This window comes from Phormidesmis sp. 146-20 (genome assembly GCF_052939475.1).
Genome location: NZ_JBJPHT010000003.1, coordinates 1 through 15,330, shown reverse-complemented (window position 1 = coordinate 15,330; position 15,330 = coordinate 1). Strand labels below are relative to the sequence as shown.

Here is a 15,330-nt window from a genome sequence, read left to right as displayed (position 1 = left end):
GCTAGAAAATCTTGAACTTCAAGCTGCAAAACTCAAAACTGAATCTTTAGAGGATCAGGTAGACTAAGCTACCGATCGCTGTTTAAGTTAAAAATCAAATCAAGTTAAGAATCAAATTAAGATGCGTCAAATGAGAGCCTGGAAAAAATTTGGAGTGCTTGCGCTGTTGGGCATTGTGTTGAGTTGGCTGGTGAGTTGTGGCGCACCCGCAGTCAGGCAGCAGGCATCCAGTTCGGGGGAGGTTGAGTTTTGGACGATGCAACTACAGCCTCAGTTCACCGATTACTTTAAGCAACTGATTGCCACCTTTGAAACCGAAAATCCGGGCACCAAAATCCGTTGGGTCGATGTGCCTTGGGCGGAGATGGAGCGCAAAATTCTCACAGCAGTTGCCGCTAAAAGTGCGCCCGATGTGGTGAATCTCAATCCCAATTTTGCCTCTCAGTTAGCCACCCGAAACGCCTGGCTCGAACTCGATAGCAAAGTGCCCGCTGAGGTCAAACAGCAGTATTTTTCTAACATTTGGCAGTCGAGTACGTTGGATGGCAAAAGTTTTGGGTTGCCCTGGTATCTGACGACGCGAGTAGCTATCTATAACAATGATCTACTTAAGCAAGCGGGTCTGACTAAACCTCCGACAACCTACGCAGAATTGGCCCAAGCCGCCAAACAAATCAAAGACAAAACGGGAAAATATGCCTTTTTTGCGACCTTAGTTCCTGAAGATTCTGGTGAGGTTCTCGAATCGTTTGTGCAAATGGGGGTGCAGTTAGTAGACGGACAGGGAAAAGCTGCCTTCAATACGCCCCAAGGGAAAGCTGCGTTTCAATATTGGGTGGATTTGTACAAAAATGGTCTGATGCCCAAAGAAGTGCTGACTGAGGGACACCGCCATGCGATCGACCTTTATCAGCAAGGACAAACCGCAATTTTGGCATCGGGCGCGGAGTTTTTGAAGACGATCGAAAAGAATGCGCCTTCGATTTCCAAGGTGTCTGCCTCTGCGCCACAGATCACCGGAGATACGGGCAAAAAGAACGTTGCCGTCATGAATTTAGTGATTCCTAGAGACACCGATCAGCCCGATGCGGCTCTTAAGTTTGCGCTGTTTGTTACGAATGATCAAAATCAGTTGTCGTTTGCCAAAGCGGCCAATGTGTTGCCTTCGACGATTAAGGCTTCAGAAGATCGCTATTTCACCAACATTCCTGCTGATGCGACTCCGGTAGACAAGGCCAGAATGGTCAGTGCCAGCCAATTAAAAACGGCTGAAGTGTTGATTCCAGCGATGAAAGATGTCAAGGAATTGCAAAAAGTCGTCTATCAAAATCTGCAAGCTGCGATGCTGGGACAGAAGACTGTTGATCAGGCGGTGAATGATGCTGCCCAAGGCTGGAATGGACGATCCTAATTCCTTTAAGCCTTGACTCCGATTTAACGTCAATTCGATGGAGTTCTTTCGCTTCGCTCTCAGGGTCTTCTGCCCCCCAACTCCCCATTTTGGGCGACTTTTAGAGAAGATTTCCGGCTCAAAGCTGCTCACTTGTAGGGGATTTAGTTAGCTCTCCCGCGTTCGTAGCCGTAGCGAAGAAGTTCGTCGAATTCACGCTAAAAACGTCTGCTACTGAGCATTGACAGCGTAGGCAGCCCGTAGCCAACCGTTGCTAAAAAGCTGAGAATCGCCATCAGACCCGCAGGCATAAAGGTGCGCGTTTTGGAAAACCGAACGGCAAACACCCCCAACAGCAAAAGGGCAACCAGGCTGGCTAGACCGAATCCGAGCAAGAGATCCCGCCAGCAGAGATAACACGCGATCGCCAGCACCCCTCCACTAGCCAACCCCGAAATCAGCGATGCCTTGCTTCTAGATTTGACATAGCCGATGATGCCCCCGATCGCCACCAGGATTCCGTATCCCAAAATTGACCAGATGCCCAGAAGCGGCAACAATAAGTCCATAATTTCATCCTGCTTGTGATAATGCTGCAAACGATTCCCGTCGTCGATCTACAGGATTTTCTCTCTGATTCGCCACAGCGACAACAAAGTTTTGTATCAACGATGGGGAGAGCACTGGAGGAAATTGGCTTTTTTGCGATCGTCAATCACGAGGTTGATGCAAGCTTAATTCAGTCTGCGTATCAAGTTGCTCAAGATTTTTTTACGTTGCCCGACTCGATCAAGCTGCGCTACGAAGACCCAAAACTCAACGGACAGAGGGGCTTTACTCGCTTTGGGCAAGAACACGCCAAAGATCATCCTGTTCCTGATCTAAAAGAATTTTGGCACGTCGGACGCGATGCAATCTTGCCCAATCTGCGACCTCAAGAAATTCCTCAATTTCATCCCACCCTGAACGAGCTATATGCTCAGTTAGATCAGTGCGCTGCCAAACTGCTCGAAGCCTGTGCGCTGTATCTGGAGCAGCCCAGAAATTTTTTGAGTGAGATGGCCGAAAACAGCGATACCATTTTGCGCGTGATTCACTATCCGCCCATTCCCGATCGTGTCCATCCAAATAGCTTGCGATCAGCACCCCACGAAGACATCAATCTGATCACGCTACTCTGTGAAGCCACCGCCGAAGGTCTAGAACTATTGCAGCGAGACGGCACCTGGCAACCAATTCACGCGGTCACGGGTCAAATTATTGTCGATAGTGGTGACATGCTCCAACAACTGACCAACGGGCGACTCAAAAGTACAACCCATCGCGTCACAAACCCGGATAACGATCGCGATCGTCGTTTCTCGATGCCATTTTTTGTCCATCCGAGCGGAGCGATCGATCTGACACCGCTCCCTAGCTGCGTTGAGCAAACGGGAGGAATCGCAAAATTTCCGCCTATCACCGCAGGCGAATACTTACAGCAACGTCTTCGAGAGATCGGACTTAAAAAGGGAGGCGGGAGGCGGGAGGCGGGAGGCGGGAGGCGGGATAAAAGAGATTTTGCGTTCTGAGTTCTGAGGTTTGGATAGAAATGAGAGCGTTTTTGCTTTTTAATCCAATGTCAGTCTGATGAAGTTCTTTCGCTTCGGTGTTCAGTGCTTCTGCCCCCAATTCTGGGGGACTTTGAGACAAGATTTTAACGTGAATTCGATGGAAGTTTTTCGCTTCGGTCTTCAGCGCTTCTGCCCCCCAACCCCCAATCTGGGGGACTTTTAGATCATATTTTTCGTTCAAAGTCCCTCACTCGTGGGGGATTTAGGGGGCTGCCCGGATTTGTAGCAGCAGCGAAGGATTTCATCGAATTCACGTGATTTTAGGTCAACGTTTCTCAGGGGTGAGGGATTTGGGAGGCGTTTTGGAGTGGCGATCGAAGTCAAGGGGTTTACTGAATTTGCGTTAACCTACGTTCTGCATCACCAGCCAGAAATCTCAAACTCATCCCTCATCCCTCCCTCTCAACCTCCTGCGGCAAATGTGACCATCACAAAGACCGACAATAGAATGCCAGGAGAGAGCATCAAAACGAGCATTAGCAGATCATGAGTGGTCATGGAATATTCTCTCTAAAAGGTTACGATTTCGTCACGACAAGAATTTGCATCTGGTGTCAACCAACACGGTTACTTGTCCCTCATTCCATGCTAGTTAAATAGAGAGCGATTTTTTGCTTTTTCGAGATTGAGAAAACCTGAAGATTGTCAGGTAGACCCTGGGTCAGCACCTGCCAACCAAACACCAACCGCACTCTACCAATTCTCTCCCCCATGAATAACTTCTCCTTTGATGAGTTACAGAGAAAAGACCTGTTTATCGCATTAGGTTTGTGGCTCGTGGTCGAGTTTGTGAGCTTTGTGTTTTTTCCTTCGTTGGGGCTGATTAATCCGGGCGCTAGACTGAGAACATGGTTTACGATGAGCCTTCCGCTGGGAATCGGGGGAGCGCTTTTGATCAGCAGCAGTTCGCGATTTATGGCGATGACTCACGAACGAGCCAACAACAATCGATTGCTCTACAGCTTTTTGGGACAATTTGGCGGCTGGATTGGGTTAGCGGGCATTTTATTTCCTCTATTTACGGTTTGTGTTGAATTTTTCTCAAACTTAGAATTTGGATGACTAGCCTCAGACATGCGCTTAAAGAATGGGCGATCGCCGTCCAAGCTCTCGAACAGGGTGAAACGATCGTGCTGCTTCGCAAAGGCGGCATTCGAGAACAGGGCGGCCGCTTTACCGTCTCTCAAAATCAGGTGTTGCTCTATCCCACTTACGAACATCAGCAGCCCCATTTGTTGAAAGACAAGTTTCGATCGGTTGAGCCTGTCACATCCGGGTGGCATCCTGAAACGGTGAGAATTGGCTCGATCGCTGACATTACTCACATTTTTCAAGTCACTGAAGCAGCGGTTTTAGAGTCTTTGTTGCCCTTTCACATCTGGACGGCTGACTTCGTAGAAGAACGCTTTCAATGGAAGCCAAAATCGCCGCTCTATGTGCTTTTACTAAGGGTTTCTCGACTGCCCAAAACCCAAATGATTCCTTATCGAGAAGCGTATGGAGGCTGTCGATCGTGGATTGATCTAGACACCTCATTTGACGTTACGGACGTAACCCCTGTTTTCGACGACACTGCTTATTTACAGCAAGTTGAGCAGATTTCTAACCGATTGAACCTGGTCGAATCTCAGTTGTCTTAAAAGTCGAAACTTTTGCTGCAAAATCAACACTTGCGACTATCCTAGAAAGCCAAGTCGGTTGAAAATTTGCGGCAACCTCATGTTTAAAAAGCAGTTTAACCAGCGATCGAGACGGACATCGAATGGGTTTGGTCAAGGCATTCACCTTTTGCCGTTTGCGGTTTGTTTGGCAAGCTCCTCGGCATGGGCGGCCCCGCTACAAAACTGGCAATATGACCCTGCCGCAAATCAGCTAGAAGTTACTGTCAAAGATGGGGTCAAGCCCCGCTATTTTTTGATGGCGCAACCTGCTCGCATCATTTTAGAAATTCCTGAAACAGAGTTAGGAACGGTGCCGACGCAAAAGAGTTTTGACGGAGCGGTCAGACAAGTTCGGGTGTCACAGTTTCAGCCAGGAGTGACGCGAATTGTATTAGAGCTTTCGCCAGATACAGTCTTGACGCGGGATCAAGCGCAGCTAAAACAAGTGGGAGATGCCGAAAAGTCGAGCGATCGCTGGGTTCTTCGGCCGCTTTTGGCGCAGGCACCGACTCCTAAACCAACCGCTGTGAGTGAGTCGCCGAGAGTTGCTGCTGGCCCCCCGATCGCGCCTGCCAAGACCGCACCGCCTCCCAGTTCCCAGCCTCCGGTTCCTTCTGAAGACGACGCGCCTCCCGCAGATACTTCGACAGCCCAATCGAACCAGCCTGAGACAAATCAGCCAACCGATAAGCCGATCGACATCGTGGTTTCGCGGCCTGCTCAACGGGTTCCTTCTCCTGCGGCTTCGACCAGTCTGCCGCCGACTAAGCCTCCGACGGTGGTTTCGACCAGTCCGGGCCCGGTGCCGCCATCGCCCGATCGCTTTCCGCCGGGGATCGCGCCTGTTGTGCCAGAGACGGCTTCGATTAATCCAACGCCTGCTTTAGAAAGTGCCACCACTCCAGCGGCCAGTTCGATGGGTGCCAAACCTTCTCTCCAGCTTCCGGCGGTGAGTTCTAATTTGAGTATTCCAGACTCTTTGCCTCCGGTGAGTGCGCCCAGTCCGGGGACGGCTCCGAGTGTGAGTGTGCCTCCGATCGATCGTCGCCCTGCTAATTCCAATCCGCTTCCTCCGGCTGAGATCCCGAATCCAGCGACGATGACGGTTCCTCCTGTGCAGCCTGCGGCGCGTATCGAGAATTCATCGGGGACATCGGGTGCGATCGAGTTTGGTCAACCGCTGCCCACGGGTGGCATGGAGTTGGGTTCTCCGCCCACAAACGACACCCGTTCTGCCTTGAGACTGTTGTTGCCTGCGGGGACGGCGTTTAATTTGCGCTACCCCGGAACTCAACCATTGTCGTTACAAGGCGGTCAACCCCGTCAAGAAGCGTTAGTGCTGCCAGCCGATTTGCGGGATGTGAATGGGAACGTGATTGCGCCCGAAGGCACCACCGTTTTGGGACGATTTGAAACCGATAACAATGGCAGTCGATTTATCACACAGACGATTTCGCTACCGGGGCAAAGTGTGACGATCGCCGCTCAATCTGAACCGATCGGCGGCGGCAATCGCAAAGTTTCTGACAATCGTCTCTTTCGCAACTCAGGGATTGGGGCGTTGGCGGGGGCAATTTTAGGCGGTCTGTCGGGCGGGAATGTGTTTGGCGGAGCGGCGGCGGGGGCAGCTTTGACGTATGTGACTTCTCCCAAACCTGCGACCCTTCAGCCGGGCCAACTGCTTGAGGTGCGGCTAATTGAGGATTTGAGATAACGCAATTTCGATAAATTTGAACTCGACAGAATTCTTCGCTTGGAGTGTGGAGTCGAACTGTCTCCAAGTTTTCTGCTAGCAGGGAATCTGGATTAGAAATGCGCTCAAAAGAGCAAAGTTTGCCTTCGCAGACCTCGATTTCTGGCGTTGCTGAATCAGGGGATGAATTGCCCCAAAGCGGCGGGAACCCCAAGGTTCAAAGTCCCCCAATTTTGGGGGATTTAGGGGGCGAAAAGATGGACACTTCCCACAGATTCATCCCTCCAATCAGCAACGCCCGATTTCTTGTAGCTCTTGAGTCGTTACCCTCGATCGCTAATCTCGATAATCGCGCGATCGCCCGTCGGCTTCTTCGTCCACCATCACCAGCACTTTATCAACTCGATTGCCGTCCATATCCATCACTTCAAAGCGCATCGTACTCCACTCAAAATGGTCAGCCGGAGCCGGAATTCGCCCCAGGTGCATGACGACAAAGCCGCCCAAGGTTTGATAAGTGCCCCGCTGCTCCCCCGGCAGTTCTTCGTCTTCCAGGTTGAGAATTTCTTTGAATTGGTAGATGGGCAACATTCCATCCAGTAGCCAGGAGCCATCTTCACGCTGGACAGCCTGCGGTTCTTCGAGTTCTTCGATCGACGGAATATCGCCCACGATCGCTTGCAGCACATCCGTGAACGTCACTAACCCCTGGATCACGCCATACTCATCCACCACAAAGGCGATGTGAGTTCCCGATTGTTTAAACAGTTCGAGAACCTTTAAGGCGCGAGTACTTTCTGGCACAAATACAGGAGTTTGCAGAGAACTGGTGAGATCGAGTTCTTGACCTGACCAACTTTTGACCAGCAGATCGTAAACTTGCACCACTCCCAGCAGATTATCCAACCCTCCATGACAGACTGGAAATTGCGAGTGAGAACTTTCCATCATGGCGCGACGGTTTTCTTCAGTGGAATCTTCGAGATCGAGCCAGATAATGTCGAGGCGGGGAGTCATCAACGCGCTGATGCGCCGATCGCCCAGCCGAAACACCCGTTTCATGATGTCTTCTTCTGCTTGCTCAAACATCCCGGCTTCGGTGCCCTGCTCGATCATGATGCGAATTTCTTCCTCTGTAACCTGCGGCTCATCAGAAGGGCGAATCCCTAGAATTCTCATCACCAGGTTAGTCGAGGCTCCTAATAAGTAGACGATCGGAGAAGCAATCTTTGCCAGCAGATTCATCGGGATCGCAACCCACGCAGCCAGCCGTTCTGGGGAATTGAGCGCCAACCGCTTTGGCACCAACTCGCCAATAACCAAAGTCAAGTAGGTAATCAACAGCACAGCAATGCCAAATGCCAACCCATCACTGTAGGGTCTCAAAACGGGAACTGTTCCCAAAAACGGAGCCAATCTTGTCGTCAGAGCCTTTTCTCCAAACGCCCCTGAGACGATGCCAATGAGGGTAATCCCAATCTGAACGCTGGCTAAAAAATCGTTTGGCTGATTAGCAAGTTCTAGCGCTACTCCTGCCTTTTTATCGCCCTGGTTGGCCGCCTGTTGCAGACGTACTTTACGAGCGGAGACGATCGCCAATTCTGACATTACAAACAGGGCATTGGCAAGCGTCAAAAACAGAATAATTAGAAGATCGATGGTAAAGGACTGCATTCCTTCAAGCTGCTTATTTTGGAGGCAGAGGTAGTGCTGACTGTCTAAGTGTATCTCTGAATGGTCAGGAGGGATGAGGAGGGAGGAGGGAGGAGGGAGGCGGGAGGAGAGAGGCGGGAGGCGGGAGGCGGGAGGAGAGAGGCGGGAGGCGGGAGGAGAGAGGCGGGAGGCGGGAGGCGGGAGGCGGGAGGCGGGAGGCGTTGTGGTTGAAGTTTTTGAGGGTGGAGAAGGTTTGGGTGGGATGGTGCTGTTTATCGGGGAGTAGCTACTCTGGTTTTTTAGAGCAGCTACCGATCGACTGACTTAGCTGGCGGCGGTTTCTTTGAGTTTGCGGGAGGGGAGTTTGCGATCGGATTTGCGTTTGAGTCCGATGGCGACGGCTTCTTTGCCATCTGAGCCAAATTGCCCTCTGACGGCTTCTTTCATGGCGAGGACGGCACTATGGAAGGTCTGTTCTGCTTTGCGGGCGGCTTCGGCGGCTTCGCGGGCGATCACTTGCTGTTCGGTTTCGAGCTGTTGTTTAGACAACATGGTTTGGTAGGCGATCTGTAGGCTTTCGGGGGTGGCTTCGGTGCGGCTGGTGGCGTAGCCGATGACGGCATTGAGTCCGTTCATGGAGTCTACGTCTTGTTGGATGATCTCGCGGGAGAGGCGTTTGCTTGGCATAAAAAAAGGTGTTTTTAGATGATTATCTTTAATATTCCCGGCAATCGTTTGTGGCTAAATCCGTGAAAAGCCTTGAAATTATCTCTGTTGAGATGGGGGACGATCGCGCTAATTCAGCAAATTCCGCAGAGAAATCGAATGCGACGCAGGGCGAATTGAATAAACGCGATCGACTTATGTAAATTCCGCAGGGAAGATCGAATGTGACAAAAGAAACATCAAATGCAACGCAGGGAAAATTCGATAAGCGCGGCAAGATTCCGTATGTTCCGCAGAAGAGATCGAATGCGATGTGAGGGAGATACGATCGGCAGTCCTTCTTTTTGAGTTTCTTGGCGGATGGAGGAAATGCTCAAGCCTCCCAGTGTTTAAAATTTAAATGTGTAGGATAAAGTACAAGCTCTTTTTAAGGTCGCACGATCGATGTCTTCTCAATTTCAGTCTTATCTTGAGTCGATTTGTGCCGCTTACGAAAAGCGATCGAGCTTCTACACGCAAACGGATGCGGAGGGTCGAGAAACGTTTTTTGACTTGATGGTGCAGACGGCAGAAGAAGAAAGACCGGGCGATCGCGATCAACCAAAGGAACGAGAGAAGATTGAACGACTGCCTGTGCTGGAGGGATTACAGAAGTATGCGCCAAAACACGTCTTGCTGGTCGGTCGTCCGGGATCGGGGAAGTCAACGGCGTTAGAACAATTGCTGCTGGAGTTGGCGAAGAAATCACAGCAAGATGCAGCATTGTCGATTCCGGTGTTGGTGCAGTTGAAAGCCGATCGTCCGATTTTGTCGTTGATTCGGGAGACGGTGCGGCGGCATCGATTACAACTGACGGAAGCCGATCTTGATGATCTGCTGTTTGAAGGCAAACTGTTGCTGTTGTTAGATGGGGTGAATGAGATCCCTCAAGAGACATTACGGCAAAATTTGCAGCAGTTTCGAGACGATAATCCCAATGTGTCGATGGTTTTTACGACCCGTGATTTGGAACTGGGGGGAGCGATCGGCATTGAGAAAAAACTGAAGATGCAGCCTTTGACTTCTGAGCAGTTGAAGGAGTTTGTCAGGAAGTATTTGCCGGAGCAGGGAGAGGCGCTTTTGGGGCGGTTGAACGATCGCTTAAAAGAGTTGGCAGAAACGCCAATGTTACTGAAGATGCTCTGCGATGTGTTTCGGCTTGAGGGAGAGTTGCCGCGCAGTCTAGGGGCGTTGTTTTGCACGTTTGACCAGAAGTATGAGGAAATTAAGGGAACGGTGCCTGTTTCGGCAGATTTTCGGCGGTTTAAGTCTGAGCTATTGCAGCATTTGGCGTTTGGGATGTTGGCAGGAGAGGCGCTAGAGCCACAGTTGAGGCTTCCTAGACGTGAAGCAGAGCAGAGATTGGAGGCGTTGCTGACTGGGCGAGTGAATGCACCGGGACAGGCTGCGAAGGAATGGTTAGAGGATTTGCTGGAGCATCATTTGTTGCAGGTGGCGGACGACCCGAAGCAGATTGAGTTTCATCACCAACTGTTTTTAGAATATTATGTGGCGGAGGCTCTGCTGCACAAGATTGAGCGAATAGAGGATGAGCCACTGAAGCAAGAGTTTTTGAACTTTCTGAAGTGGACGGAGCCTGTGGCGTTGATGCTGGCGCTGGTAGATGAAGCGCAGGCGATACGGGTGGTGAAACTGGCGTTGGATGTGGATTCGATGTTGGGGAAGCGGTTGGCGGAGGAGGTGCAACCTAGCTTTCAGGAGAAGATGATTGAATTGGTGGACAAAAAAGTACCGAGTTGGTTAAAGCCTACAATCCTTCCCCGTTTAACTTTGTCCAGATTCACGCTCTTTCCTCCGGATTATGAGCCATTTCCGATAGATACTTCGCCTCAAGCTGTGCTTGACCTAGTAGTAGATCCAAATTCCTCCTACGATGATGTTTGGAGTGAAGCAAATGGATTAAGCAGCATTGGTTCCAATGATATAATCCCGTCGCTACTAAAACTTCTGGAAAGTTCTAGCTCCGACGAACGTTGGCGTGCGGCAGTGGTATTGGGACAAATTGGCTCCGTTACCGAAATTCTCAACCTACTCAAACTTTTGAAAGATCCCGACTCCGATGTTCGCCTGTTCGCGATAGGAGCATTAGGCGAAATTGGTTCTGATGCTGCAATTCCAGAACTACGCAAACTGATTGTGATTCATGAGTCAGTTGTTCGCAAAGAAATAGCAGTCGCATTGGGTAAAATTCATTCTGAAGCCGCAGTTGAAGCTTTATTGAAACTCATAACCGATTCAGAAATCAGTGTGCGTGAACAGGCAGCCTATTCGCTAGGTAAGATTGGTTCCGCAACTGCAATTTCAGGCTTACTGCAATTGCTAAAAGATTCTGATTCTGATGTGAGTTCGATTGCCGCAGATTCGATTCGTAGAATTGCGAATAAAAGTGAAGATAAGGCTGCGATCGCTCAACATCTCCCTTACCTCCTAACCTTAATCCCAACAGATTCAGGTGAAGTTGCTCATCGCGTTATCCTCGCCATCCAAGAGAACTGCAAATATTACAACTACGAAATCTTTCAAGCCTATCTGGAAGCACAGAAGAACGATCGCTCAACCCAACAAGACAGCGATCGATCTCCCACTACCATCAACAACTTTCCCAACGCCAAGGAGATTAAAATCTTCGAGAATGTCGATCGCTATCACGAAGCCCCACCCAAAGATCCCCCACCATAGAGACGTACGACTCGTAACTCCCAGCTAAAAGGAAACTTAACCATGAAAGCGATCGAAACCACCGCAACTCTCACAGAAACAGGACAACTCACGCTGGATGAACCGCTCAACCTTGCCCACAATAGCAGAGTTCGCGTCATTGTCCTCATTGCTGAACCCGAAGAAGACCTCGAAGACACGTCGATCGAAGTGATTCGCGAAGGACTTTATCAAGGTTGGCAAGATGTCCTAGCTGGAAGAACCAAACCTGTCTCTCAACTTTGGGAGAACATGGATGTCGATTGATTCACCTATTGAAGTTAGAGTGAGCGATCGCTTTGAAAGTGAAGTCCGTCAACTTGGCAAACGCTACCGCCGTATCCGGCTTGACATTCAACCCATCATCGATCAACTTGAATCTGGTGAACTGCCTGGAGATCAAATTCCTGGCATGAACTATACCCTCTTCAAAGTCAGAGTCAAAAACAGTGACGTTCAAAGAGGAAAAAGCGGCGGCTACCGCATCATCTACTACCTCAAGACAGAAGTCCAGATTCTTCTTGTGACCATTTATTCCAAGTCCGACAAGTCTGACATTGCTGCCGATGAAGTTCGAGAAATTATCACCCGTGCGGAGGCTCAATTCAACTCTTTAGACGATCGCTCAGAGAATCGCGAAACCCTCGACCAAGAATAACCCGGAATCAGATGACTAATTCTTCCAAATACAACTTCCCCAACGCTCAAAAAGTTCAAATCTTTGAGCAAGTAACCACCTACATCGAAAATAACCATCCCACAGATCCCGAAATTAGCAAAGCGATCGCTGACCTCACGCTTCTACTCACCCAACTCCAAACACAACATCCTCAAGTCACTACCGAATCCCAAGCCCTCACCGTCCTCGACGCAGAATTCACCGAAATTCGGCAATCCACAACTCATCCCTTTGTCACCCTCCGCCAACAACTGCTAAATCCAGAACGGCATCTTCAAGCCATCAAAGCTACCTTTGCAGAAGTCGCCAAACATTACCTCGAAGAAAGCGTGTGGTCAAAAGCTGTCGTCACCTATCTCGATAAACTGAGTGAAACCCCTGATCAAGGAGCTTAAGTTATGCAAATTACGATCGACATCCCCGACTTTCTCAATTTAACCGAAGCCGAACTTCGCACCGAACTCGCGATCGCGCTTTTCCAACAAGATCGCGTCAGCCTCGGTAGTGCTAGTAAAATCGCAGGAATACACGTCATGGATTTTCAAAAACTCATCAGCGATCGCGGCATCTGCATCCATTACGATGTCGAAGAATTCCAACAAGACATACAGCATCTTCAAGAGCGCGGTTGGCTATGATTATTGTCAGTGACACCTCCGCGATTGGAAACTTAGCGATCGTCAATCACCTTTGGCTGCTTCAGAGCATTTATGGCAAAGTTCTGATTCCCGATGTTGTTGCACAAGAACTCAGCAACGCCTCACGCCCTGAAATTCAAGCTGTACTATTACTCGAATGGATTGAAACAAAAGCGATCGTCAATCTCGCAATGGCAAACACCCTACAGCAAGATCAAAAACTTGATCCAGGCGAGTCTTATGCAATCGTGCTGGCGTTAGAACAACAAGCCGATGAACTCCTGATGGATGAGCGCAGAGGCAGACAAGAAGCCGCAAAGTTAGGAATTCCAATTATCGGAATTCTCGGCGTTCTCTTGATTGCAAAGCAACGTCAACTGATTCCACAAGTTCAACCTATCTTAGATGCCCTGATTCAACAAGCCTCCTTCAGAGTTAGTTCAGCACTCTACACGCAAATCCTACTGCAAGCAAAAGAAACTCATCCATGAAAGCGACCCTTGCGGGTAACTCGAAGAGATCGAAACCACCGCAGCCCTCACCGAAACAGGACAACTCACCCTTGATGAACCGTTCAATCTCGCTTACAACAGTCGAGTTCGTGTAATCGTCCTCGTTGCTGAACCGGAAGAAGATCTTGAGACACCTCGATCGCCGCAATTCGGTAGATTCCGCAGGGAAATCGAATGAGATGCAGGACGAATTTGAGGGACGCGATCGACTGAGGTCAATTCCGCAGGGGAGATCGAATGGAACGGAAGAGATATCGAATGCGACGCAGGAAAAATTCAATTAGCGCAACAAGATTCGGTAGATTCCGCAGAAAAGATTGAATGTGACAAAAGAAACATCAAATAGAATGCAGGGGAAATTCGATGAGCGCGGCAAGATTCCGTATGTTCCGCAGGCGAGATCGAATGCGATGTGAGGGAGATACGATCGGCATTCCTTCTTTTTGAGTTGCTTGGCGGATGGAAGAAATGCTCAAGCCTCCCAGTGTTTAAAGTTTGAATGTGTAGGATAAAGTACAAGCTCTTTTTAAGGTTGCACGATCGATGTCTTCTCAATTTCAGCCCTATCTTGAGTCGATTTGTGCCGCTTATGAAAAGCGATCGCACCTCTACACGCAAACGGATGCGGAAGGTAGAGAGCAGTTTTTTGACTTGATGGTAGAGACGGCAGAAGAAGAAAGACCGGGCGACCGCGATCGACCAAAGGAACGAGAGAAGATCGAACGGTTGCCTGTGCTGGTGGGATTGCAGAAGTATGCCTCACAACACGTCTTGCTGGTGGGTCGCCCGGGGTCGGGCAAGTCAACGGCATTAGAACAATTGCTGTTGGAGTTGGCAAAGAAATCTCAGAAAGATGCAGCGTTGCCGATTCCGGTGTTGGTGCAGTTGAAAGCCGATCGTCCGATTTTGTCGTTGATTCGGGAGACGGTGCGGCGGCATCGATTACAACTGACGGAAGCCGATCTTGATGATCTGCTGTTTGAAGGCAAACTGTTGCTGTTGTTAGATGGGGTGAATGAGATCCCTCAAGAGACATTACGGCAAAATTTGCAGCAGTTTCGAGACGATAATCCCAATGTGTCGATGGTTTTTACGACCCGTGATTTGGAACTGGGGGGAGCGATCGGCATTGAGAAAAAACTGAAGATGCAGCCTTTGACTTCTGAGCAGTTGAAGGAGTTTGTCAGGAAGTATTTGCCGGAGCAGGGAGAGGCGCTTTTGGGGCGGTTGAACGATCGCTTAAAAGAGTTGGCAGAAACGCCAATGTTACTGAAGATGCTCTGCGATGTGTTTCGGCTTGAGGGAGAGTTGCCGCGCAGTCTAGGGGCGTTGTTTTGCACGTTTGACCAGAAGTATGAGGAAATTAAGGGAACGGTGCCTGTTTCGGCAGATTTTCGGCGGTTTAAGTCTGAGCTATTGCAGCATTTGGCGTTTGGGATGTTGGCAGGAGAGGCGCTAGAGCCACAGTTGAGGCTTCCTAGACGTGAAGCAGAGCAGAGATTGGAGGCGTTGCTGACTGGGCGAGTGAATGCACCGGGACAGGCTGCGAAGGAATGGTTAGAGGATTTGCTGGAGCATCATTTGTTGCAGGTGGCGGACGACCCGAAGCAGATTGAGTTTCATCACCAACTGTTTTTGGAATATTATGCGGCGGAAGCACTGTTGGAGCAGTTGCCGGAGTTGGGCGATGAGCAACTGAAGCGGGAGTTTTTGAACTTTCTGAAGTGGACAGAGCCTGTGGCGTTGATGTTAGCGCTATTGGAAGATGAAGCGCAGGCGGTGCGAGTGGTGAGGCTGGCGCTGGATGTCGATGAGCGATTGGCGGCACGATCGGCGGGAGAGGTAAAGCAGGAGCTTCAGAAGCAAACGGTTGAACTGATTGATGCTTTGAATGTGCCGGAGTGGTTGAAGGCTGAACTGTTGGAGGAGACGCGATCGGACACGGCTGTTTCTGGCTTGCTCAAACTGCTAGAGCCTCCTGACTCCGATGTGCGTGGGAGAGCAGCAGATGCGTTGGGATTGTAAAATAAATTGTGTCAAAGGTCAGAAGTTGAGATCTAATGAACTA

At 49.9% G+C, this 15,330-nt stretch carries 15 protein-coding genes; 12 read left to right on the top strand and 3 right to left on the bottom strand.

Features of this window, described 5'->3' with window-relative positions; translation table 11 throughout:
• Positions 1–121 precede the first annotated feature (121 nt).
• Positions 122–1,411 carry an ABC transporter substrate-binding protein gene (locus tag ACKFKH_RS03710; RefSeq protein WP_446856888.1) on the top strand — a complete coding sequence of 430 codons (1,290 nt, stop codon included), beginning with the start codon at positions 122–124 and terminating at the stop codon, positions 1,409–1,411.
• Positions 1,412–1,608: 197 nt separating this feature from the next.
• Here the strand turns inward: ACKFKH_RS03710 and ACKFKH_RS03705 are convergent, their stop codons facing one another.
• Entirely contained in the window at positions 1,609–1,959 is a 351-nt protein-coding gene (locus ACKFKH_RS03705) for a TMEM14 family protein (protein WP_446856887.1), read from the bottom strand.
• A 21-nt stretch (positions 1,960–1,980) separates the two neighbouring features.
• Here ACKFKH_RS03705 and ACKFKH_RS03700 point away from each other — a divergent pair, with 21 nt between their 5' ends.
• The 4 genes from ACKFKH_RS03700 to ACKFKH_RS03685 all read left to right on the top strand — a co-directional run bounded on the left by ACKFKH_RS03700 (position 1,981) and on the right by ACKFKH_RS03685 (position 6,378).
• Positions 1,981–2,961, top strand: a complete 981-nt coding sequence (locus ACKFKH_RS03700) for an isopenicillin N synthase family dioxygenase (protein ID WP_446856886.1) — start codon at positions 1,981–1,983, stop codon at positions 2,959–2,961.
• A 753-nt stretch (positions 2,962–3,714) separates the two neighbouring features.
• The gene (locus tag ACKFKH_RS03695) at positions 3,715–4,065 is read left to right on the top strand and encodes a hypothetical protein (RefSeq protein ID WP_446856885.1); all 351 of its coding nucleotides are present in this window, start codon (positions 3,715–3,717) and stop codon (positions 4,063–4,065) included.
• Positions 4,062–4,643, top strand: a complete 582-nt coding sequence (locus tag ACKFKH_RS03690; protein WP_446856884.1) for a DUF1802 family protein — start codon at positions 4,062–4,064, stop codon at positions 4,641–4,643. Before ACKFKH_RS03695 ends, ACKFKH_RS03690 begins: the two co-directional genes overlap by 4 nt.
• 79 nt (positions 4,644–4,722) lie before the next feature.
• Entirely contained in the window at positions 4,723–6,378 is a 1,656-nt protein-coding gene (locus ACKFKH_RS03685; RefSeq protein WP_446856883.1) for an AMIN domain-containing protein, read from the top strand.
• A gap of 315 nt (positions 6,379–6,693) precedes the next feature.
• On the opposite strand, the gene ACKFKH_RS03680 is transcribed toward ACKFKH_RS03685, so the two are convergent.
• Both ACKFKH_RS03680 and ACKFKH_RS03675 read right to left on the bottom strand, forming a co-directional pair.
• Positions 6,694–8,031, bottom strand: coding sequence for a hemolysin family protein (locus ACKFKH_RS03680; protein ID WP_446856882.1), 1,338 nt, complete (start codon positions 8,029–8,031; stop codon positions 6,694–6,696).
• Between the two features lie 303 nt (positions 8,032–8,334).
• Positions 8,335–8,697, bottom strand: a complete 363-nt coding sequence (locus ACKFKH_RS03675; RefSeq protein WP_446856881.1) for a hypothetical protein — start codon at positions 8,695–8,697, stop codon at positions 8,335–8,337.
• Positions 8,698–9,120: 423 nt separating this feature from the next.
• Here ACKFKH_RS03675 and ACKFKH_RS03670 point away from each other — a divergent pair, with 423 nt between their 5' ends.
• The 7 genes from ACKFKH_RS03670 (at position 9,121) to ACKFKH_RS03640 (ending at position 15,287) form a co-directional block, all read left to right on the top strand.
• On the top strand, positions 9,121–11,415 hold the full coding sequence (locus ACKFKH_RS03670; RefSeq protein ID WP_446856880.1) for an NACHT domain-containing protein: 2,295 nt from the start codon (positions 9,121–9,123) through the stop codon (positions 11,413–11,415).
• Positions 11,416–11,457: 42 nt separating this feature from the next.
• The gene (locus ACKFKH_RS03665) at positions 11,458–11,700 is read left to right on the top strand and encodes a type II toxin-antitoxin system RelN family antitoxin (RefSeq protein WP_446856879.1); all 243 of its coding nucleotides are present in this window, start codon (positions 11,458–11,460) and stop codon (positions 11,698–11,700) included.
• The gene (locus ACKFKH_RS03660; protein WP_446856878.1) at positions 11,690–12,091 is read left to right on the top strand and encodes a type II toxin-antitoxin system RelE/ParE family toxin; all 402 of its coding nucleotides are present in this window, start codon (positions 11,690–11,692) and stop codon (positions 12,089–12,091) included. The genes ACKFKH_RS03665 and ACKFKH_RS03660 overlap by 11 nt, the downstream gene beginning before the upstream one ends.
• 11 nt (positions 12,092–12,102) lie before the next feature.
• On the top strand, positions 12,103–12,507 hold the full coding sequence (locus tag ACKFKH_RS03655; RefSeq protein ID WP_446856877.1) for a hypothetical protein: 405 nt from the start codon (positions 12,103–12,105) through the stop codon (positions 12,505–12,507).
• Positions 12,508–12,510: 3 nt separating this feature from the next.
• Entirely contained in the window at positions 12,511–12,750 is a 240-nt protein-coding gene (locus tag ACKFKH_RS03650; protein ID WP_446856876.1) for a UPF0175 family protein, read from the top strand.
• Positions 12,747–13,241, top strand: coding sequence for a DUF3368 domain-containing protein (locus ACKFKH_RS03645; RefSeq protein WP_446856875.1), 495 nt, complete (start codon positions 12,747–12,749; stop codon positions 13,239–13,241). The genes ACKFKH_RS03650 and ACKFKH_RS03645 overlap by 4 nt, the downstream gene beginning before the upstream one ends.
• Before the next feature lie 564 nt (positions 13,242–13,805).
• On the top strand, positions 13,806–15,287 hold the full coding sequence (locus tag ACKFKH_RS03640; protein ID WP_446856874.1) for an NACHT domain-containing protein: 1,482 nt from the start codon (positions 13,806–13,808) through the stop codon (positions 15,285–15,287).
• Positions 15,288–15,330 lie beyond the last annotated feature (43 nt).

Excerpts from the sequence above, each read along its gene's own strand:
- ACKFKH_RS03700 (WP_446856886.1), top strand. The coding sequence starts at position 1,981 with ATGCTGCAAACGATTCCCGTCGTCGATCTACAGGATTTTCTCTCTGAT.
- ACKFKH_RS03690 (WP_446856884.1), top strand. The coding sequence starts at position 4,062 with ATGACTAGCCTCAGACATGCGCTTAAAGAATGGGCGATCGCCGTCCAA.
- ACKFKH_RS03680 (WP_446856882.1), bottom strand. The coding sequence starts at position 8,031 with ATGCAGTCCTTTACCATCGATCTTCTAATTATTCTGTTTTTGACGCTT.
- ACKFKH_RS03665 (WP_446856879.1), top strand. The coding sequence starts at position 11,458 with ATGAAAGCGATCGAAACCACCGCAACTCTCACAGAAACAGGACAACTC.
- ACKFKH_RS03660 (WP_446856878.1), top strand. The coding sequence starts at position 11,690 with ATGTCGATTGATTCACCTATTGAAGTTAGAGTGAGCGATCGCTTTGAA.
- ACKFKH_RS03650 (WP_446856876.1), top strand. The coding sequence starts at position 12,511 with ATGCAAATTACGATCGACATCCCCGACTTTCTCAATTTAACCGAAGCC.
- ACKFKH_RS03645 (WP_446856875.1), top strand. The coding sequence starts at position 12,747 with ATGATTATTGTCAGTGACACCTCCGCGATTGGAAACTTAGCGATCGTC.
- ACKFKH_RS03710 (WP_446856888.1), top strand. The coding sequence starts at position 122 with ATGCGTCAAATGAGAGCCTGGAAAAAATTTGGAGTGCTTGCGCTGTTG.
- ACKFKH_RS03640 (WP_446856874.1), top strand. The coding sequence starts at position 13,806 with ATGTCTTCTCAATTTCAGCCCTATCTTGAGTCGATTTGTGCCGCTTAT.
- ACKFKH_RS03685 (WP_446856883.1), top strand. The coding sequence starts at position 4,723 with ATGTTTAAAAAGCAGTTTAACCAGCGATCGAGACGGACATCGAATGGG.
- ACKFKH_RS03705 (WP_446856887.1), bottom strand. The coding sequence starts at position 1,959 with ATGGACTTATTGTTGCCGCTTCTGGGCATCTGGTCAATTTTGGGATAC.
- ACKFKH_RS03655 (WP_446856877.1), top strand. The coding sequence starts at position 12,103 with ATGACTAATTCTTCCAAATACAACTTCCCCAACGCTCAAAAAGTTCAA.
- ACKFKH_RS03670 (WP_446856880.1), top strand. The coding sequence starts at position 9,121 with ATGTCTTCTCAATTTCAGTCTTATCTTGAGTCGATTTGTGCCGCTTAC.
- ACKFKH_RS03695 (WP_446856885.1), top strand. The coding sequence starts at position 3,715 with ATGAATAACTTCTCCTTTGATGAGTTACAGAGAAAAGACCTGTTTATC.
- ACKFKH_RS03675 (WP_446856881.1), bottom strand. The coding sequence starts at position 8,697 with ATGCCAAGCAAACGCCTCTCCCGCGAGATCATCCAACAAGACGTAGAC.